The organism is Mesorhizobium huakuii, from assembly GCF_014189455.1.
Taxonomy (GTDB): Bacteria; Pseudomonadota; Alphaproteobacteria; order Rhizobiales; family Rhizobiaceae; genus Mesorhizobium; species Mesorhizobium huakuii_A.
Genome location: NZ_CP050296.1, coordinates 4,383,266 through 4,403,102, shown reverse-complemented (window position 1 = coordinate 4,403,102; position 19,837 = coordinate 4,383,266). Strand labels below are relative to the sequence as shown.

Below are 19,837 nucleotides of genomic sequence, written 5' to 3'. Positions count from 1 at the left end.
GTGCTTCGATATATTGTCTGGCGCATCGCCGTGATGGTTCCAACGCTGCTGGTCATATCGGCGCTGGTGTTCACGATCATCGAACTTCCGCCCGGCGACTATTTCGACAGCTATGTCGCCGAGCTTCGGGCTCAGGGCGAAGCGGTGGATTCCGATCGCATCCAGATGATGCGCAAGGAATATGGTTTCGACCAGCCGCCGGTCATTCGCTACTTCTACTGGGTCGGCGGGATGCTGCACGGCGATTTCGGCTATTCCTTCGAGTATGAGCTGCCGGTTCGCGACGTCGTCGGCGACCGAATGTGGCTGACCGTGCTGGTTTCCTTCGTCACGATCATCGTCACCTGGCTCATCGCCTTTCCGATCGGCATGTACTCCGCCACGCATCAATACAGCTGGGGCGACTACGGCCTGACGTTCCTGGGCCTTCTCGGCCTTGCCATTCCGAACTTCATGCTGGCGCTGATCCTGATGTATTTCGCCAACATCTGGTTCGGCACGTCCATCGGCCATCTCATGGACCAGCAATATCTTGGCGAGCCGATGAGCTGGGCCAAGGCGCAGTCGATCCTCGCCCATCTCTGGATCCCGGTCTTGATCATCGGCACCGGGGGCACGGCAAGCATGATCCGGCGACTGCGTGCCAATCTGCTCGACGAGTTGCACAAGCAATATGTCGTGACCGCGCGCGCCAAAGGCCTTCATCCCTTCAAGGCGCTGGTCAAATACCCGCTGCGCATGGCGCTCAATTTCTTCATTTCCGACATCGGCTCTATCCTGCCGGCCATCATCTCCGGCGCCGAAATCACCGCGATCGTGCTGTCCTTGGAAACGACCGGGCCGATGCTGATCAGAGCGCTGCAAAGCCAGGATATGTATCTGGCAGGGTCGTTCCTGATGTTCCTCGCCTTCCTGACGGTCATTGGTGTGCTGATTTCCGACCTGGCGCTGGCGCTGCTTGATCCAAGAATTCGTTTGCAGGGCGGCAGCACCAAATGAACACGCAATCGCCGCTGCCCGCTCCGGGTGCTCCACTGCAACACTACGTTTCCATCGCGCCCTTTGACCTGCAGTCGGTCGAGGCGATGACGCCGGAGCAATCGAAGGTCTATCAGGCGTCGCAGCTAAGGCTGATGTGGTGGAAATTCCGAAGGCACCGGCTTGCCGTTGTATCCGGCATATTCCTGGCAGTGCTTTATTTCGGGATACTGATCTGCGAGTTCCTGGCGCCCTACAATCTGCATACGCGCAACATGGACTACATCTATTCGCCGCCGCAGCGCGTGCACCTGTTCCACAACGGCCAGTTCGTCGGGCCTTTCGTCTATGGCCGCCAGATGACGCTGGATATGGACACGCTCAAGCGGAACTACACAGACAAACAGGATGATGTTCAGCGGATCCGTTTCTTCTGCAAGGGCGACAGTTACCGGTTCTGGGGCCTGATCGAAGGTGACAGGCATTTTGTCTGCCCCGCCGAAAACGGCCAGCTCTTTCTGGCAGGCACCGACAGGCTGGGGCGCGATGTGCTCTCGCGCATCATCTATGGCGCACGCATTTCACTGACAATCGGCCTCGTCGGCATCAGTTTCAGCTTCCTGCTCGGCATTGTCATCGGCGGGCTGGCTGGCTACCACGGCGGTATCTTCGACCTGATCGTTCAACGGATAATCGAAGTTCTGCAATCGATCCCCAGCATCCCGCTGTGGCTGGCTCTGGCGGCGATCATGCCGATAACCTGGAGTCCGATCCTGATCTATTTCGGCATCACCGTCATCCTCGGGCTGATCCACTGGACCGGACTGGCGCGGGCCGTGCGTTCTAAGCTTCTAGCCTTGCGCGAGGAGGACTACGTTCTGGCCGCGCAATTGATGGGCGCCAGCAGCAGCCGCATCATCGGACGGCATCTCATTCCCGGCTTCATGTCGCATCTGATCGCAACGGCGACGATCTCCATACCCGGCATGATCCTGGGCGAGACGGCGCTGAGCTTCCTCGGGCTCGGCCTGAGGGCGCCGACAACCAGCTGGGGCATCCTGCTCACCGAGGCGCGCAGCGTCAGCGTGATCGCCTTCTATCCATGGCTGCTGTTGCCGATGCTCCCCGTCATTCTCGTCATCATGGCGTTCAACTTCTTCGGCGACGGGTTGCGGGACGCCGCGGACCCCTACAAGTGACACCGCCATTCCGCAGTGCGCCGCGCCGCCGCCCCCTGTATGCTCCTTGCCGGCGGCCTGTTCGATTATTGCGGTGTTCATCGTTCGCCTCTATATGCGGCGAGACTTGATCGGGCTTTAACACGTCGCCCTCGGGTTCCGCCCGGACCCGTTCCGGTCGGGGGCATTGCCGATCTCTTGGGCTGGTTCAGGACACACAAACGCATATGAGTCGCCTCGAGAGTTTCATCCGCAGGATGACCGCACAGCGCGACATTCTCGATCAAGTCTGCGCCGAGGTGGCGAAGATCGAGGGCCCAGTGCTCGAACTCGGCCTCGGCAATGGCCGGACGTTCCACCATCTGCGCGAGCGCCTGCCGGGACGCCGGATCGTGGCGTTCGACCGCGCACTTGCCGCACACTCCAGCTCAATTCCCGAAGCTGAAAACCTCGTGCTCGGCGAAATACACGAGACGGCGAGCAGGTTCATTGGCATCGACGCCGCTCTTGTTCATGCCGACATCGGCACCGGCTATGAAGATCGCGATGCCGTGACCTCTACCTGGCTTCCCGATCTGACCGCGCGCCTGCTTCGCGTCGGCGGCATCGCGGTCAGCGGCACGCCGCTCGATCACCCGCAGTTGCAACGCGTCCCGCCGCCGCCTTCGGTATCAGCCGATCGTTATTTTATCTACAGGCGCGTGTAAGGGCCTAACGGCCCGGTTTTCAGGGGATCGTATATACGGCTATCTCTCGCTCAATGCCACGCAGCGAGACCTCGTGGGGCACCGGCGTCAACGCGTTCCTGCGCAACAGATCGGCGGTGAGATCGTCGTCGACCACCGCACGCGTGGCGAAGATCGCCTGCGCAGTGGCAAGGTTCTGGACCCGCGAAGCAATGTTGACCGTCTGGCCGAAATAGTCCTGTCGCTCGTTCATAGACACCGCAATGCAGGGGCCGGCATGGATTCCGATCTTGAGCAGCAGATCCTCGCGCCCGCTCTTTTCGTTGAGCGCACGCATGGCATCGCGCATCCTGAGGGCCGCAGCAATCGCACGATCGGGCGTCGCGAAAGTCGCCATCACCGCATCACCGATCGTCTTCACCACCGCGCCTGCCTCCGCCGCGACGATCTCGTGCAGAACCTGAAAATGCGCGCGTACGAGATCGAAGGCCGAAAGGTCGCCCACCCGCTCGTAAAGCGCGGTCGATCCGCGCAGGTCGGTGAACAGGAAGGTCAGGCTGGTGATCTTCAGGCGCTGGTTGATGTCGAGCGTATCCGTGCGATAGAGATCGCGAAACGTCTGGTTGGTGAGCAGGCGCTTGGCGGTGAGGAAGGGCCGGCGTTTGCCCAGGAGATCATGCAATGCCTGGCCGGCGATGAAGACCGTCGGCAGCACGCGGGTGTCGGTCCTGTTTTCCAGCGAAATGCGCAACGGGCCGGGTTGCATCTCCAGCGTCTGGTTCTGGACATGGTCGCGGTCGAAGACCAAAGAGAGGCTTCGGCGCTCCTTTGTCGGTTCGCCCTTCACGTCGATGAACTGCGCTGAATGGGTGACCGGCTCGAAGACAATGATGAATTCGGATGGAAGCTGTATGGGCAGGACCGCCTTTTCACCGGGCGCAAGCTCGATATCCTCCAACGAGAACGCTTCGATCGTTTTCGCGAAATCCTCATCCGGCAGATCGACGCCGGACGCCCAGTAGATCTGCCGGAAATATTCCATCAACGGCAGTTCGTGTGGATTATGGGCGGCAATCCTGCGCATGCGGGGACTGACGGTGAATGTCACCTCGACCATCTCGTCGAGGGTCGGCGAATAGCCCTCGGAGCACAGCGCGCAGGTGTATTCGTCCTTCTGCAAGGTTTTCAGCGTGGCGTTGGTGTCGAGCACGCCGCCACAGCCGGGGCACAGAACATTCCAGGAAATGTCGAAGATGCCCACCCGCGCCGCATGGAGAAAGGCGCCTATGGCGCGCTCCTCGTCGAGGCCATGCTTGCCGGCGAAGGCCGGCACATTGATGCGGCAAAGCTCGCGATCCTCGCCCTCGGCGATGGTTCGCTTGATCGCGTCGATTGCCCGTGGATCGACATCGGTCGATTGCCGCAGAAGCGAGAACAGATCCTGTGCTTCGTTCATCGTGCAGGCTCCGGAAAATGTGCCTCCCGAGGCGTGTTGACCGGACCGCTCCTTGGTCCGAGTCTGCCATTTTACGTCGAAACGGACCGTACGGCCATTCGAATAGATAAACCTGGTGACAGCTCGATTTCCATCCGACCGCAAGCGGCACTATGATGATCCACGGGTATTCACCTTTTGGGGGCCCTTTCCATGCAGACGTCCGACAACCCGCCATTTCCAGCAGCCCTGCGCATTTTCTCCGCTGGGGTCATCATCGTCCTGATCGTGGGCGCCGGCCTGTTTTTCGCGCCGGCGCTGGTCAAGCCGCGCTGGCCCTGGCCCGTCACGCCATTCAGTGCCCGCTTCCTCGGCGGCTTCTACACCGCCGAAATGGCGGTGATGGCGGCGCTCTTGTTCTGGAATCGCTGGTCGCCCGGCAGGCTGGTGCTCGTCATGGCCTTCATCTTCACCGTCATCGTGTCGGCGGTTTCGTTGATCAATCTCGGCTATTTCAACTTCGAACGAAAAGCGGCCTGGCTTTGGTTCCTGGTCTATCTAGCCTCGGCCGCGGTATCCGGGCTGTTCCTGTGGTGGGCCAGGGCCCGTCCTTCGGCAAAAGGCGTGACCCTGAATCCCGCATGGCGCGGCTACATGCTGGCGGAAACGGCGATCCTTGGGCTCTACGGCGTCGGCATGTTGCTGTTCCCCCGGGTGGTCAGCAGCAGCTGGCCGTGGCCCGTCGATCCCTTCCACGGCCAGGTCTACAGCGCCATCTTCCTCGCCGGCGCCGGCGGCACATACCTCGCCTGGAAAGGCGCGCCGCGCGAGGAACTGCTGGTGCTCGGCCTGGCACAGTTTCTGGTTGGCCTGCTTGCAATCCTTGGCCTCGTCATCACCGACGCTGCGGTGCACCGGATCGACTGGGCGGCGACCAGGACGTTGTGCTGGCTCGCCCTTTTTGGCTGGATCGGCATCAGCGGCGTCTTCAAACTCTACGCCGCCTCCCGCTATTTTGGCTCGCAATCGGCGGCATAGGCTGCAGAGATAGCTGGATTTTCAGGTGACGTCCGGTGCATCGTGCCGGGCCGATTGCCTTAGAGCATTTCACCGTTTCAAGGAAACGGCGAACTGCTCTATCACTTTGTTCTGACGCAATTCCGGGCGGAAAACCGCTCACACTTTTCCTGGAATTGCTGTAGCCGGGAACGCCATGACCAGCACGACCTCTTCCGAGAAAATCCAGCCGCAGCTCCGCGCCATACGGCCAAGCGATGCGGAGGCGCTTTGCGCCATCTTCAACATGCCGGGCTTCCGCTGGGGCACGCTCAGGATGCCCTTCGAGATGGTGGAGCAGGTGGAGCGGCGCATCGCCAAGTCCGGCCAGGAAACCACCTGGATCGTCGCCGAGTTGGACGGCAAGGTCGTCGGCCATGGCAGCCTGGTCGTGCAGGGTTCGCCGCGCCGTTCGCATATCGGCGAGATCAATATCGGCCTTGACGATGGCTTTGTCGGCAAGGGCATCGGCTCTGCCATACTTGGCGCATTGCTTGACGTGGCCGATAACTGGCGCGCCCTGAAGCGGGTCGAATTGACCGTCTATGCCGACAACGAACCGGCCATCCGTCTCTACTCAAGCCACGGCTTCGAGGTTGAAGGCCGGCATGTGAAGGCCGGTTTTACCGACGGGCAGTACCACGACCTCCTGAGCATGGCCCGGCTGCGGTTCTAAACCTTGGCTGATCGAGTTGATGATCTGGCCGGCCGCATCCACCAAGTCCAGTCTCCCTTGGCGTTTGCACCGCAAGCGGCTAGACGGGACCGATGACCGCCGTCTCTGACCCAACCCCTACGCCTCCGGCGGAAATTCTGGCTGTCCTGTCGCGGCTGTGCCCTGAAGTCGTGCGCGACATCGAGCTAAACTGGAATGCACCGGTTTCCGATTACGCCCGCCATCTGTGGCGGCCGCTGGCAAGGCCTGCATCGGGGCCGGCGATCGCTGCCCGTTCGATCCTGCGCGAAGTCCTGCATCAGCGCCTCGGCGCGATCATGCCGCCTGAGGCGATCGGCAAGGCACTCGACGAGTTCGAGCACAGACCGGTTGTCCAGTCCGGCCTGCACTGCCTGCTTCTGATGGACCGGATCACCTTCGATGCCCTCCTCCTTGCCTGGCTCGGCGCTGTCGAAAACGGGCTGTCGGCCTTCTTCTGCTTCATGGGAACGACAATGACCATGGAAACAATAGGCAAGGAAGGGCCGGGATGGCTTGATGTCGGCGACGACAAGGTCAATCTGTTTGGCATGGGGCGCCACAAACTGTGCCGCAAAAGCACCTGCGCGGCCGGTCCCGTCTCCCTCAACAAGCCCGCGCTCGAAGCGGTGGGCGATGAAACGGATGCCAGCCGCTGGCTGGGCACACTGCTTGCCAGTCAGGACAAGGTGTTTGGAACCGCCGCCGATGCGCTGACAGAACTCAATGAGGATCTGGTCGCAAGTTGGGATCGTTCCGACATGGCCCGGCCGGTTTTCATCGACGATCGGCTCGCCGCTTCCGCCATGGCGCGGCATCTGGAGCATGACGGCAGCCTTCTTGCCAGGCTGCTGATTGAGCCCGCAAGACGCCAGCGTCTCGACCATGCCTTGCAAAAGGCCGCATCGGGACCCTTCGGCAGGTTCCTGCCCAACACCACGGACTATTTCTGGGGCATCCGCGAGCAGCGCGTGCGCAAGCTCGTCCTCGAGAACAGGCACCTGATCGAACCCGACAGGCCGCATGGTCTTTCCATCCCGTTCGAGCGGCCGCATCTCAAGCAGGCGCTGCTGGACGGACTGCTGCTGCCGAACCTGTTCCTGACGTTCCTCGTCCTAGCCATATTGCCGCGGGTGCGGGTTGTGGGCGGCCTGAGACAGATTGGCTATGTCGCGCTTTTCCATCAGATCCTGCTGGCTGCGCTAGACGAAAACGTGCTGGAAGAGCGCGATCTGGCTGCGGAGCTGCAGGTTCGGGAAAATGCCTGGGGGATGCGGGTCATCGATGAAAAGATCTCGGTCCGCGAGCAGCTTGCCATCCTGCCGGAAGGGGCGCTCTTCCCCGACCTGCTCCGGCAATATCGTTTGCGGACTTTTGCCGAGACGACCGACGACCTGAAACTGGTTCGCGAAAACGCCCGATGGCGCAAGATCGGCCAGGCGATCTATCGGTGAGCCTCTGGCGTCTGACCCGGCCGCATGGCCTCATTTGTCATTGCACCACACCGGCCTTGCGGAGGCCGTCGACCATGCGTTCGAAATCGGCAGGGTTCTTGTAAGGCAAGACTTTGCGACGGTATTCCAGCGAATAATTGGGATTGACGCGAAGCAGCTCCTGCCATGCCGCGCGGGCCTCCTCCAAACGGCCCAGATGGCCGTAGCTGGCGGCCAGAAGCGCGCGCGAGACGTCGGTGACAGCGTTGCGAGCCAGCCGTTGGCGCAAGAGGTCGACGGCCTCGTCGTACCTTCCCAGTTGAAACAACGCCAAAGCCTGGAAGTGCAGAAGCACATCCGGAAAGTATGGGTTCAGGGTCTTTCCCCGGGCGAAGCTCTCGAGGGCCTCCTCGGCTCTGCCGGAGTAATACAGCGTTTCGCCGCGGCAGACATGCGCTTCGGCGAAGTTCGGATTGAGGACCAGTGCGCGCTCGACCTCGTCGAGGGCCTCATCGTGCCGTCGTGTGTACAGCCTGGCTATCGCCAGCGCCCAGTGCGCCCAGGGATCGCTGTCATCCAGCGTTACCGCCCGCGTTGCGGCCTCTTCCGCTTGCACCATCGATTCCGGCGGTGACGCACCCCACCTGTTCAGGTAATCGACGCCGTGCGTGAGGGCGAGGAAAGCGTAAGCAGAGGCAAAGTTCGGGTCCAGCTCGGTGGCACGTTGCAAGAGGTCGCGGGCTGCGGTGTTCGTGTCCTGCGTCAGCCGGTGCCACAGCTCCCGCCCGCGCAGGAAACAGTCATACGCCTCCGTGTTGCGCGAGTGCTCCGGCGCCAGCCGCAGACGGGCGCCATCTGTCAGGTTGAGCGCCAGCGCACCGACGATCTGCTGCGTCACGTCGTCCTGCACGGCGAATATGTCGGTCAGGTCGCGATCGAACCGCTCCGCCCAGAGATGGCCGCCCGAAATTGCATCGATGAGCTGCGCGGTGATGCGCACCCTGTTCCCCGACTTGCGTACGCTGCCCTCGAGCACATGCCGCACGCCGAGCTTCGTGCCCACCTCCTGCACATGGACGTTCTGGCCCTTGAAGGTGAATGACGAATTGCGTGCGATGACAAAGAGCTGCGACAGTTTGGACAGCGCCGTGATGATGTCTTCGGAGATGCCGTCGGCGAAGTAGTCCTGTTCGGCGTCACCGCTCATGTTGGCGAACGGCAGGACGGCGATCGACAGCTTGGGCGGCGCTGCCGTCGCCGGCCGGTTCGTCGCGGTTTCCAAGGTCGTGGCCACCTTGGTCCCGGCGTTGCCGACTTGCAGCGAATAGACCCGGATCGGCTCGGCGATGTTCTTGAGCTGCGTGCTGCCGAGATCGCTGACCGAGAGGTCGAGCCTCGCCCTGACCTGGCGATAGGCATCCTCGGACAGGCAAATGGCGCCGGGCGCCGCGACGCCCTCCAAACGCGAGGCGATGTTGACGCCGTCGCCCATCAGGTCGCCGTCGCTTTCTTCGACCACATCCCCCAGATGGATGCCGATCCTGAACTCGATGCGGCGGTCCTGCGGCACGCCGGCATTGCGCTCGACCATACCGTTCTGAACCTCGATGGCGCAGCGCACGGCATCCACCACACTGCGGAACTCAACCAGCGCCCCATCCCCGGTGCGCTTGATCACATGTCCGTTGTGCACTGCGATGATCGGATCGATCAGGTCGCTGCGCAGCGCCCGCAACCTCGCTAAGGTACGATCTTCGTCCGCGCTTGCGAGCCGGCTGTATCCGACCACATCTGCAGCCAGGATTGCGGCGAGCTTGCGATTCTCGCTCATGGGTCCGTCTCCTCATCTCCACGATAGCAGGAAGACGGAGGCAAGAGGGAACTTTCGCAAACGACGGCCACGCAGCCGCCCGCATCGGCAGCGCTCTGCCACAGGCCCATGTCGATCGCCTGGTGCCCATTTTAGCTGCCGCTTGCCGGTCGACGGCTATCGGTTCATCCTTGTAAATACGCTGGCCGTGAACTGCGTAGCGAGATCACCCCGTCACGGCCCCTAGTGAGGTCTTGTCCTATGGACTGCTCGGGCTGCGGTTTCGAGGTTGATGGCGGCTTCGCTTTCTGTCCGAAGTGTGGCAGGCGCCAGCCCGTGCCATGCGCCAGTTGCGGCTACCTCTGCGCACCGGATTTCGAGTTCTGTCCGAAATGCGGGACAAGCGTCGGTGCGCCCGCGAAGGCCGTCGAACGGCCTGCTCCGACGCCAAGCCGGACCATTGTGCCGCCGTCTCGAACGCCGTCGCTGCTTGCGAACATCGAAGGCGAAGATGGGCTGCATCCCGTCTCTGAGGCCGATCGCCGGACGGTAACGGTCCTGTTCGCCGACCTTTGCGGCTTCACGACACTCAGCGAGCAGCTTGATCCCGAGGTCATGCAAGCGCTGCAGAACGAACTGTTCAAGGAGCTGACGGCGGCCGTGCGAAACTTTGGTGGTTTCGTCGACAAATTCATCGGTGATGCACTGCTCGCTTTGTTCGGCGCGCCGGTCGCGCATGAGGACGATCCGGAACGTGCGCTTCGCGCCGCTCTCGACATGATCGCCCGGACGGCGCGGCTCGGCGAAAGCGCCCCCCACTCCGGCACGCCCCTGTTGCTCCATATTGGCATAAACACCGGGCCGGTCGTCACTGGCGGATTGGGTATCGGCACCGCCAAATCCTATTCGGTGACCGGCGATACGGTGAATACGGCGCAACGCCTGCAATCGTTGGCCGCACCGGGTGAGGTTCTGGTAGGCGAGCTCACACACAGACTGACCCGGCATGCCTTCTCTTACGAACCGCTGGGTGATGTCGTGCTTCGCGGCAAGGCTGGCAGTGTGCTCGTCCATCGACTGGATGCACCGCTTGCGGCGCCGCGTGCAGCGCGTGGGCTCGAGGCACTCGGCCTCAGCGCGCCGATAATAGGACGTGGTGCGGAGCTCCACAGAATGCTGGCGAGCCTTGACCAGGCTTGCGCCGGCTCGGCCCAACTTGTCCGCCTCGTCGGAGAAGCCGGTATCGGGAAATCGCGGCTGGTCAAGGAGTTCGTCGCCCGCGTCGGCGACGAGGATCGTTTTCGCAACGTCGCCGTGCGGCAGGCCACCTGCTCACCGCTGGGCGAACAATCATTCGGCGCCTTGGGCGCGGTGGTGCGCAGTGCTGCCGGGATGATGCAAAACGACAATGGGGACGAGATGCGGGGGAAGCTCGCAGACTTGCTTGCCGATCTCGGCCTGCAGGGCGAAGAAGCGAAGCGGCTGATGCCTTTGCTCTACCATGTGCTTGGCCTTGGCGACCCCGATGCCACCTTGCAGCATGTCGAGCCCGAGCAGTTGCGGCGGCAAATTCTCTACGCCGTCCGCACAATCATCGAACGGCGGCTTGCGTTGTCGCCCCTGTTGATTGTCGTCGAAGACCTGCACTGGGCCGACGCCGTGTCGCTCGAGGCACTCCGTTTCGTCATGGACAAGTTGGAGCGCACGCGGTTGATGTTGCTGGTCACGCATCGTCCGGGGCCTGACAACGGCCAGCTCGACTCAAGTCGGGTCAGTCACACAGCGCTCAGGCTTTCTCCGCTCAACAGGGATGACGGACGCAGCCTGCTGGCGGCGCTTCTCGGCGAGAGCTGGGTAAACTCCGCAGGAAGGCTTCTCGACCAGATCCTCGAGCGTGCGGGCGGCAACCCGCTTTTTGTAGAGGAGATCGTTCGCGGCCTTATCGATCGCGGTGCACTGATACGCGAGGGTCAGCGATGGCGGACTGCGGCGGGCGAAGTCGCAACCGACATTCCCGCCACCATCCAGGCAATGTTGCTTGCCCGCGTCGACCGGCTGCCCCAAGAGGTGCGCCGGTTGGCCCAGGAAGCCGCGGTAATCGGCCCGCGCTTCGATGCCACACTTCTGAAAACCGTGACGGCCGACCCCGGCCGGCTGGAAGCCGGCTGCGAACTGCTTTGCGATGCGGAGATCATCGAGGAAGTTGCCGGATCAGGCTCGGTCTCGTCGCAAAGCTACCGCTTCACGCAAACATTGCTCCAGGACGTAATCTACCAGAATCTGCTCCTGCAACGCCGGACCGACATCCACGGGCGGGTCGGTGCTGCCTTGGAGCAACTGTACGGCGACAAGCCGGAACGGCTCGAGGATTTGACCGTGCTCGGTCATCATTTCGCACTGAGTGCTGAGCGGGAGAGAGGCGCGCATCACCTCCAGGCGGCGGGCGATCGCGCTCGCATGATATACGCCAATGACGACGCCCTTCGTCTCTACGAGCGAGCACTGACTGCCTTGGGCGCGATCGGGCAAACACCGCTCAAACTGGCAATTGCAGAGCGCATTGCCGATTTGAGCGGCCCGGCAGGCCGCCGCGAAATCGCGCACCAGCACTACGAGACGGTGCTGCAGGCATACCGCGAGTCAGCCGATCATGTCGCCTCGGCGCGCGTTTTGCGCAAGATTGGCCGGCTGCTCTGGGACGTCGGTAAGCGGGACAACGCAGAATCCCGCTACGCCGAAGCGGCAGCGCTCCTCGAGGGAGCGGATGCCCCGGTCGAGCAGGCGTATCTCTGGCAAGAGCGTGGCCGGCAGGCCTTCCGCAGCGGAGATCATGCTCTCGCGGCAAAATGGGCGGACGCGGCGCTGGATTGCGTAGGCAGCCTGACAACGGAGCATGTCTCCGAGGTGGGGCGAGATGCCACTCTCGTGACCGCGGAGGCACTCAATACCAAGGCTGTCGCGCTGGCTCGCCTTGGGCGAAACCATGAGGCCGTGCGTCAGGTTGAGCGCAGCATCGAATTGGCCGAAGCCGCCGGTCTGCTGGGCGCGGCCTGCCGTGGCTACACCAATCTCGGCGTGCTTTATACGACCATCGATCCGGCACGGGCGATCGAAGTCTGTCGGCGCGGTCTCGACGTGGCGCGCCGTATCGGTGATTTGGGCTTCCAGGCGCGCCTGCTGGCCAATCTGGCGGTCGCCTGCTGTACCTTCACGGATCGCTGTCCGACAGAGGGCGTGCCTGCCGCAGAGAAGGCCATCGAGATCGACCGGGCACTCGACCAGCGCGAGCACCTGCCGGTGCCGTTGATCGTGCTGGGGCAGATCCACCAATGCAACGGCCGTCCGGAACTGGCGGTTGGGTTGTTCCACGACGCGCTGGACGTGGCCCGCGAAACGGGCGAACCCCAACTGCTGTTTCCATGCTATGATGGCCTGGCAACGCTTAATCTCGACCTCGACAACCTGGCCGAGGCCGAACGCTACTTTTCCCTGGCGCAGGATATATGCGCCCAGCACGGGCTCGACCCGGAATCGCTCGTGGTGCTGCCTTTTCTCGACTAGCCGGGATTGGAGGTTGAAATGTCCGCGCCTAGTGACTTGGTACCGCTTCAACCGGGTGACCGCGCGCCGAACGTGGTACTCGACGCCATTACCCAGGAAGGCAAGATCGCCCTTGACGACTTTCGTGGACAAAAGCCAGTGCTGGTCGGCCTGTTTCGAGGTCTGCATTGCGCGTTTTGCCGGCGCCATATAGCCGCCCAAGCGCGGCTTGATCCGGAGCTGCGCGAAAAGGGTGTGGAGAGCCTGACGGTGGTCAACACGCCGATCGAGCGGGCGCGTCTCTATTTCCGCTACCACCCAATGCCGAATCTGCTTGCGGCTTCCGACCCCGAACGCGCTTCACATCGTGCTTTTGGACTGCCCAATCTCGAATTCACCGAAAACGAGACGAACTGGCCGTACAAGGTCGCGATGGCAGCGGCAAAGGGCTTGCGGGTCGACATACCAGGCGTGCTGCCCGGCCCAATGGATCCTTTTGCGGCCGGCGAGTTCCTAGAGAAGAAGGACCCCTACGAAGTGACCGAAGCCGACGAGCAGATGATGGCAACGGGACACGGACAACTGGTCGGTCAGTTCCTGCTGGACCGGCAGGGGATCGTGCGCTGGAGCTTCACGGAGGTTCCGGAGGGCGGGCGATACATGTTTGGGGCGCCAAACCCACGGGAGCTGATGTCGGCCGTGTCGCAAGTCGCCCAGTAGACAAGTTCACCGTTCATCGAGCACGGCCTCGACAATGGCAACAAAGTCATCGAGCGAGCGATCCCCGCGGATCTCGATGCGTGGAAGGTCGATGGGATCGCCATCGAGGCCCGCCGGCCCGTGTCTGCCGCCGAAGCCGATCCGGTAGCCGCACTCCCTGGCCAGCCGGCCAAGCCGTCGGTCGGTGACAGAGAAGGGTGCCGCGAACGCCGTGGTCGGCCGGCCAGTCCACCGTTCGATGAACATACGGGAGCGCAGGAGCTCGGCGGCCAGGTCAGAGCTCGACAGACCATCGATCGCGCGATGCGTCGCCATATGGCTTCCGAAGAAGGCACCCTCGCCAGCGAGGCGTCGCACCGTCCCGGCGTCCATAAGCGGCGTCGGCGGACCGCTGTGGGCGTCCCACCGTGCACTTTCACCCACCAGGTCCGTCACCAGGAACACCTCCGCGGTCAGGTCGTTGGCGCGCAAGATCGGCCAGGCATGGTCGGCAAAGTTCTGGAAGCCGTCATCGAAGGTGATGAGCACCGGGCGGCCAGCGAAAGGCTCACGGTTGGCGATGGACCATTCCAGCTGCTCGGACGCAATCGCGTGAAAGCCATTGGCGCGCAGCCATGCCATCTGGCTGCCGAATAGGGCGGGCGTACACCGAAAACGGGCGAGCGCGGCCGGACCATCATCGGCGATGCTGTGATACATGAGGACAGGAACACGCTGCCGCCGCTCGCTGCGGGCGACGTCGCGGCGCAAGGCCCGCGCCCCGCCCCAGACGATTTTTCGCGCGACCCCGATTTCGATGGGCGCGCGGATCGGCACATGATCAATCCTCGGTTCCGCCGCCACCTCGTCTGGTGACAGGCGGCGGAAGCGGTCTATGCGATAAAGCTCGGTCTGGATCGATTGCTCGAGGACGAGGCCGTCGGTCGCTGCCAGTGCCTCTGAGATCGCTTGTGCACCGAATGTGTTCCAGTCGAAGCCCGTCCTTTCAACATTGTCACGCAGCACGAATGCATGCGCGCTGATGAAACTGCCGCCAGGCGCCAACGCCTCGGCGAGTTTTTTAGCGACGCGCCGCAACTCGGCGAGATCATCCAGGTAGTACAGCACTTCCGAACAGACGATCAGATCCATCTCGCCAGGCAGCGTATCGGCAGAGAAATCCAGTACGCCGAACTCGACATTCGGCTGATCGCCGCATCGCGCCCGCGCCCGCCCGATGGCTACGGCCGAGATGTCAGTTGCGGTCAAATGGCCCACTCGCGGCGCCAGCTGCCGCGTGAAGTGGCCCTCCGCGCAGGCCAGCTCAAGCGCCCGTCCGATGGCACCAGCAGGCAGAATTTCGAGCTGCCGCTCATATTTTTCCTGCTCATAGGGAGAACCGTACTTCCAGGGATCCTCGGTCGCGAAATGGCGATCCCAGAACGACGTGCGATCCTTGTCGTGCGCATCCGCGGCCAGTGTCCGGCGCCGCGCGGGAAGAGGCTCTATAGGCTCGGCACTCGACCGGACCAGCTCCTGCGCTTGTGCGGCCAATCGCGCGAGTTTGGCGAAGTGGCTGTCCCGATCAGACCGGTGTTCAAGCCGCTCAGGGGGCACGAAATCCGGGGTCAATTCAAGCCAATGACGCCTTGTGACAGTCCCGAGTGCGCCGAACTGCACGCGGGCCTCTGTCTGGCCGTCCATCATCAGCCAGGCGTAGATCTGATCTACCCCTTCCGGAAGTTCGGTCGAGGTCGGATTTCGAGCGTCGACGCGAATTCCGAGTGTCAGTGCTAGTCTGCGCGGCTCGGCAAGGTCGTCGGAGTCGAGAAGCATTTGCTCAAGCTGATACTGGACGCGGCGACCCGCTGCGAGATCGCCCCAGATCTTGCCGAGTTCGACGATCAACTCGGTGATGGCCCCGCCGAACCTGTCCCACCTGGCAGCCAATTGCGCTGGCGCCGACTGGCTTCCGACCATAAGGCCATCGAAGATCACCTTGGCGGCCTTGCGCACCCCTTTCCGCCCTGCCGGCAGCGCGCGCAGGGACTGCGGGTTGATCGGGCGCGAGCCGCTGCCGCAACCCGACGCGGCATTCCACAACGCGGTCCACGCAAGGGCTTCGGAAGCGCTACCGCCGTTCGCATTATCCTTGGCCATCGAGCTTTCGTTTTCTTCGGCAAGAGTCGGCGAATGTCAAAGACGGATGACGGCATCGGCTGGCAGCACTGCTCTGTCAAGGTCGGGGCGAATTAGAGACAGGCAAAAGACTTGGTGACAGGGCTGAATGGCAAGCGCCCACGCTCGCTAGTATGGGCCTGGGATCCTGGTGCCGGCGTTCTGCGCCCGGAATCACCGAGCCCGGTTCATGGAACGCCCGGAGACCCGGACCGAGACCGAAATGCCCTGCCCCTGCGGCTAGTAGACACCGCCAAGTATCCGGCGCAACGGTCTAGCCCGAGCCGATGACGTCTTGCACCACAACATCGGCTTCTTCAAGGTAGGAGCAACGGCGGGCATAGATGTCGTCGCTCGCCGATTTGGCCGGAAGGTTACAGCACGATGCCACTCATGATTCGACGATTGGGAGCCAGGAACCTGGCGCGCCCGGCATGGCGTCTCGTAGATCTGACGGCGATGTTTGTCCTGATCGCCAGGCCGCTCGTCTTTGGGATCGCCCTCCTGTTGGCTGGTCCGACACAGGCGCAGTCACCGGCGACCGTCCCGCCTGAGAGGGTCAAACAGCTGTTCGAGCTTCTCGACGATCCGTCAGTGAAGGCCTGGGTGGCCGAACAACGAAAACAGGACGCCGGGTCAACGGCAGCGCCTGCCGCGGCAGGCGCTTCACCGGCCGACGCATCGTCCGGCGCCGAGGCCGCACCAGCCCAGATGAATACGATGGCATCCTCGACGCTCGACCGGATCAAGCATCATATCGAAAGAATCGTGCGCACTTTGCCCCTGCTGCCAGGCCAGTTCGCGCGCGTTCGGGCACAGACCATGGAGGATATGTCCAGCAAAGGGCCTGCCGGCGTATTGGTGCTGATTGCGATATTCATCGCGGCCGGCCTGGCACTGACTTGGGCGACATACAAGCTCACCCGCCCATTTCGTCTTTGGATCATCGCGCAATCGAAGGATACGCCCATTGGGCGAGCCAAGAAGATTGGTGGCCGCCTGCTTTATTCCAGCATGCTGATCGTCTCGTTCGCACTGGGCAGCGCCGGCGCGTTCATGCTGTTCGACTGGCCAATGCTGATCCGCGAGATTGTGCTGACATTTCTGATGGCTGCAGTCTTCACATGGGGCGTGCGCACTTACGTTTTAGCCCTGCTCGTCCCTTCCTTCATGAAGGTCGAGAACGCCGTCGAGGTTCGCGCCTTGCCGATCACCAACGAAACGGCTGACCATTGGTTCTATTGGCTACCCCGGATCGTCGGCGTCTTCGCCTTCTTCGCCGCCGCCTTTAACCTCTTGCCCGGTCTCGGCATCGATCGGGACGGAATGATGGTCCTGTCTCTGGGCGCCGATTTCGTGATGCTGTTTCTGTGGCTGCTTGCCGTTTGGCGGCGACCAAGAAGGGCGGCGGATGGTGCGCACGGTAGCGGTCATGCGGGCGTGACCTGGTTATTGACCGCTTATTTCGTCGTTCTGTTCCTGGAACGCATCGCCGGCCTGTATACATGGTTCTGGTTCACCTTCGCCGCATTCGTCCTGCCCTTGGCAATCGTGCTGACGCAGCGTGGGGTTAATTTCGTCCTGCGGCCGGGTTCGGAAGATGCTGGCCGGCCGACGATCCCGGCGGTGACGATCGCTGTCATCGATCGCGGTATCAGGATGATCTTGATCCTGGCGGCGGCTTACTTTCTCGCGCGTGTCTGGGGTCTGGACATGCAATCCATGCGGGAGAGCGATACGACGACCATGCTCATATTGAGCGGCTTGATCAATGTCGTGGTCATTGCGCTTGCAGCCGATTTCGGCTGGTCGATCATCAAAGCTTTGATCGAACGAAAGCTGGGCATCCACACACCGCATGCGGTGATCGGCGATGAGGACATCCTGACCCTCGATCCGCATCAGGCGCGGCTGCACACGCTGTTGCCGATCATCCAGAACATTCTGCTCGCGGTGATCATCGTGATGGCGGTGCTGATGATGCTCGCCTCGATTGGAATCCAGATCGGCCCGCTGATCGCCGGCGCTGGCGTCGTCGGCGTCGCTGTGGGTTTTGGCGCACAAACCATCGTCAAGGATGTGATCTCAGGCGTGTTTTATCTGCTCGACGATGCTTTTCGTGTCGGCGAATATATCTCATCGGGCAGCTACAGGGGTACGGTGGAGAGCTTTTCGCTGCGCTCGGTGAAGCTGCGCCACCATCGTGGCCCGTTGTTCACAATACCTTTCGGCGAACTCGGGGCGGTGCAGAACCAGAGCCGCGACTGGGTCACCGACAAGTTCAACGTCACCGTCGGCTATGACACCGATATCGAGCTCGCGCGCAAGCTGATCAAGCGGATAGGCCTCGAACTGGCGGAAGATCCAGAATTCAAACACTGGGTGATCGAACCGATCAAGATGCAGGGCGTACAGGAGTTCGGCGAGTACGGCATCGTATTGAGGGTCAAGGTCACAACCAGACCGGGAGGTGCCTTCAGCATGAAAGGCAGATTCTTCCTACGCCTCCGCCAAGCCTTCAAGGAGCAGGGCATCGAACTCCCGTTCCCCACCGTCCACGTCCAGGGGCTGCAGAACCCACACGAGGCAGAGAATGCGCCTTTGGAGATCACACCCGAATTAAGAATGGCCGTCGCGCAATCGCACACCAATCGGCGCAGAAAGAAAAGCACTACAACCGAGTAGGAAAGTAGCGTCACGAGCCTCACCGGCCCTGACGGGATTCTGAAAGATTCGGCCGGTAGTATGCCGGAGGTCCGTTGGACGCGGCGTTGGCGTCAAACGCTACATGCCAGTAGATACCGAACGCCGGCGCTCGAACTCACCGACGAAGAATGGGACTTCAACTTTGCCGTCAACACGCGAGGCGTCTTTCTGACCAATCAGATCGCGGCCCGGCAATTTGTCGCGCAAGGCTCGGGCGTGATCGTCAACACGGCCTCACTTGCCGCCAAGGTTGGCGCTCCGCTTCTCGCCCACTACTCCGCGTCCAAATTCGCGGTTCTGGGCTGGACGCAGGCGCTGGCACGAGAGCTCGCGCCCAAAGGCATTCGCGTCAATGCCGTGTGCCCCGGATTTGTACGCACCGCCATGCAGGAGCGCGAAGTGATCTGGGAAGCAAAGCTGCGAGGGATGACACCCCAAGAGGTTACCGACAGCTACGTCGCCCAGACCCCGTTAGGGCGCCTGGAAGAACCGGACGACGTCGCCAGGGTGGTTGTATTTCTGGCTTCGGACGCAGCGCGGTTCATGACAGGTCAAGGCATCAACGTCACGGGCGGTGTGTTCACATCCTGACGATTTTGGCGCCCTCGCAGCGTTCCACGGCGCGCTCAGGCCGTCTCGAAAAGTACCCTCGCCACTCCAACCAGGGCATTTGTCCATCGCAAATCAATCGCCATGGTGGGTTACGGGTCGTTCTCTAAATCACTGCCGATCCGTCGATGCGCGGCGTGGAAATGGCCTGGCGGGCCTGTGCTTCGTGCCTCATGAGGTACCGCTCTATCGAGCGGATGATCGCGATCAGCAACAGGTTGACGACCAGGTACAGGACCCCCGCAATTGCGAAAATCTCGAAGATCGCGAAGGTCTGGCTCATAAGCCGCTTGGCATAGCCGGTGATTTCCAGCACGGTGATCGTGGAGGCTAGGCTTGTCCCCTTGACGACGAGAATGAGCTCGTTGCCATAGGCCGGCAGCGCCTGGCGTATCGCAAGCGGGAACTCGATACGGCGAAAGCGCAGTATCCGCGACATGCCGCAAGCCTGGGCTGCTTCGACCAGGCCGGCCGGGACCGACATCAGCCCTCCGCGCAGGATCTCGGACGTGTAAGCTGCGGTGTTGAGCGCCAACGCCAGCACGGCGCAGCGCGAACCATCGCTGATCACCCACCACAGAACGGCGTTGTCCCTGATCAGGCTGACCTCGCCGAGGCCGTAGTAGAAGATGAATATCTGGACCAGCAGCGGCGTGCCGCGAAAGACATTGCTGTAATACTTGGCAAAGCCGGCCGCGAAGGCGTTTGACGACAGCCTCATCAGCGCCAGTCCCAGGCCGAGATTGAAGCCTATGAGCACCGAGACCAGCGTCAGGGCGGCCGTGACCCACAGGCCTTTTAGGAGAACCGGAACCGCAAGCTGGATGAGTTCCAT

Annotated in this window: 13 protein-coding genes and 1 pseudogene; 10 read left to right on the top strand and 4 right to left on the bottom strand. The window is 62.1% G+C overall.

Features of this window, described 5'->3' with window-relative positions; all coding sequences use genetic code 11:
• The 3 genes from HB778_RS21355 (at nucleotide 1) to HB778_RS21345 (ending at nucleotide 2,863) form a co-directional block, all read left to right on the top strand.
• Complete coding sequence (locus HB778_RS21355) at nucleotides 1–999, top strand: ABC transporter permease (protein ID WP_027031334.1); 999 nt, start codon at nucleotides 1–3, stop codon at nucleotides 997–999.
• Nucleotides 996–2,177: an ABC transporter permease gene (locus HB778_RS21350; protein ID WP_183456738.1), complete on the top strand. Its 1,182-nt coding sequence runs from the start codon at nucleotides 996–998 to the stop codon at nucleotides 2,175–2,177. The genes HB778_RS21355 and HB778_RS21350 overlap by 4 nt, the downstream gene beginning before the upstream one ends.
• 206 nt (nucleotides 2,178–2,383) lie before the next feature.
• Complete coding sequence (locus tag HB778_RS21345; protein ID WP_183456736.1) at nucleotides 2,384–2,863, top strand: class I SAM-dependent methyltransferase; 480 nt, start codon at nucleotides 2,384–2,386, stop codon at nucleotides 2,861–2,863.
• A 19-nt stretch (nucleotides 2,864–2,882) separates the two neighbouring features.
• On the opposite strand, the gene HB778_RS21340 is transcribed toward HB778_RS21345, so the two are convergent.
• Nucleotides 2,883–4,298, bottom strand: coding sequence for an adenylate/guanylate cyclase domain-containing protein (locus tag HB778_RS21340; protein ID WP_183456734.1), 1,416 nt, complete (start codon nucleotides 4,296–4,298; stop codon nucleotides 2,883–2,885).
• A 192-nt stretch (nucleotides 4,299–4,490) separates the two neighbouring features.
• Here HB778_RS21340 and HB778_RS21335 point away from each other — a divergent pair, with 192 nt between their 5' ends.
• The 3 genes from HB778_RS21335 to HB778_RS21325 all read left to right on the top strand — a co-directional run bounded on the left by HB778_RS21335 (nucleotide 4,491) and on the right by HB778_RS21325 (nucleotide 7,481).
• On the top strand, nucleotides 4,491–5,315 hold the full coding sequence (locus tag HB778_RS21335) for a hypothetical protein (RefSeq protein ID WP_183456732.1): 825 nt from the start codon (nucleotides 4,491–4,493) through the stop codon (nucleotides 5,313–5,315).
• A 175-nt stretch (nucleotides 5,316–5,490) separates the two neighbouring features.
• The gene (locus HB778_RS21330; protein ID WP_183456730.1) at nucleotides 5,491–6,009 is read left to right on the top strand and encodes a GNAT family N-acetyltransferase; all 519 of its coding nucleotides are present in this window, start codon (nucleotides 5,491–5,493) and stop codon (nucleotides 6,007–6,009) included.
• A 92-nt stretch (nucleotides 6,010–6,101) separates the two neighbouring features.
• Nucleotides 6,102–7,481, top strand: a complete 1,380-nt coding sequence (locus HB778_RS21325) for a hypothetical protein (protein WP_183456728.1) — start codon at nucleotides 6,102–6,104, stop codon at nucleotides 7,479–7,481.
• A gap of 37 nt (nucleotides 7,482–7,518) precedes the next feature.
• Here the strand turns inward: HB778_RS21325 and HB778_RS21320 are convergent, their stop codons facing one another.
• Nucleotides 7,519–9,291 (bottom strand): adenylate/guanylate cyclase domain-containing protein, encoded by a 1,773-nt coding sequence (locus HB778_RS21320; RefSeq protein WP_183456726.1) that lies wholly within the window; start codon nucleotides 9,289–9,291, stop codon nucleotides 7,519–7,521.
• 240 nt (nucleotides 9,292–9,531) lie between these two features.
• On the opposite strand from HB778_RS21320, the gene HB778_RS21315 reads away from it, so the two are divergent.
• Nucleotides 9,532–12,831, top strand: coding sequence for an adenylate/guanylate cyclase domain-containing protein (locus tag HB778_RS21315; protein WP_183456724.1), 3,300 nt, complete (start codon nucleotides 9,532–9,534; stop codon nucleotides 12,829–12,831).
• Nucleotides 12,832–12,849: 18 nt separating this feature from the next.
• The gene (locus tag HB778_RS21310; RefSeq protein WP_183465167.1) at nucleotides 12,850–13,530 is read left to right on the top strand and encodes a redoxin domain-containing protein; all 681 of its coding nucleotides are present in this window, start codon (nucleotides 12,850–12,852) and stop codon (nucleotides 13,528–13,530) included.
• Nucleotides 13,531–13,536: 6 nt separating this feature from the next.
• On the opposite strand, the gene HB778_RS21305 is transcribed toward HB778_RS21310, so the two are convergent.
• Nucleotides 13,537–15,669 carry an SAM-dependent methyltransferase gene (locus HB778_RS21305; RefSeq protein WP_244661553.1) on the bottom strand — a complete coding sequence of 711 codons (2,133 nt, stop codon included), beginning with the start codon at nucleotides 15,667–15,669 and terminating at the stop codon, nucleotides 13,537–13,539.
• Nucleotides 15,670–16,071: 402 nt separating this feature from the next.
• Here HB778_RS21305 and HB778_RS21300 point away from each other — a divergent pair, with 402 nt between their 5' ends.
• Complete coding sequence (locus HB778_RS21300; protein ID WP_244661552.1) at nucleotides 16,072–18,372, top strand: mechanosensitive ion channel family protein; 2,301 nt, start codon at nucleotides 16,072–16,074, stop codon at nucleotides 18,370–18,372.
• A gap of 126 nt (nucleotides 18,373–18,498) precedes the next feature.
• Nucleotides 18,499–18,984, top strand: a pseudogene (locus tag HB778_RS21295) (SDR family NAD(P)-dependent oxidoreductase); the annotation flags it as partial.
• A gap of 124 nt (nucleotides 18,985–19,108) precedes the next feature.
• On the opposite strand, the gene HB778_RS21290 reads toward HB778_RS21295, so the two are convergent.
• Nucleotides 19,109–19,837: an ABC transporter permease gene (locus HB778_RS21290; RefSeq protein ID WP_095197962.1), complete on the bottom strand. Its 729-nt coding sequence runs from the start codon at nucleotides 19,835–19,837 to the stop codon at nucleotides 19,109–19,111.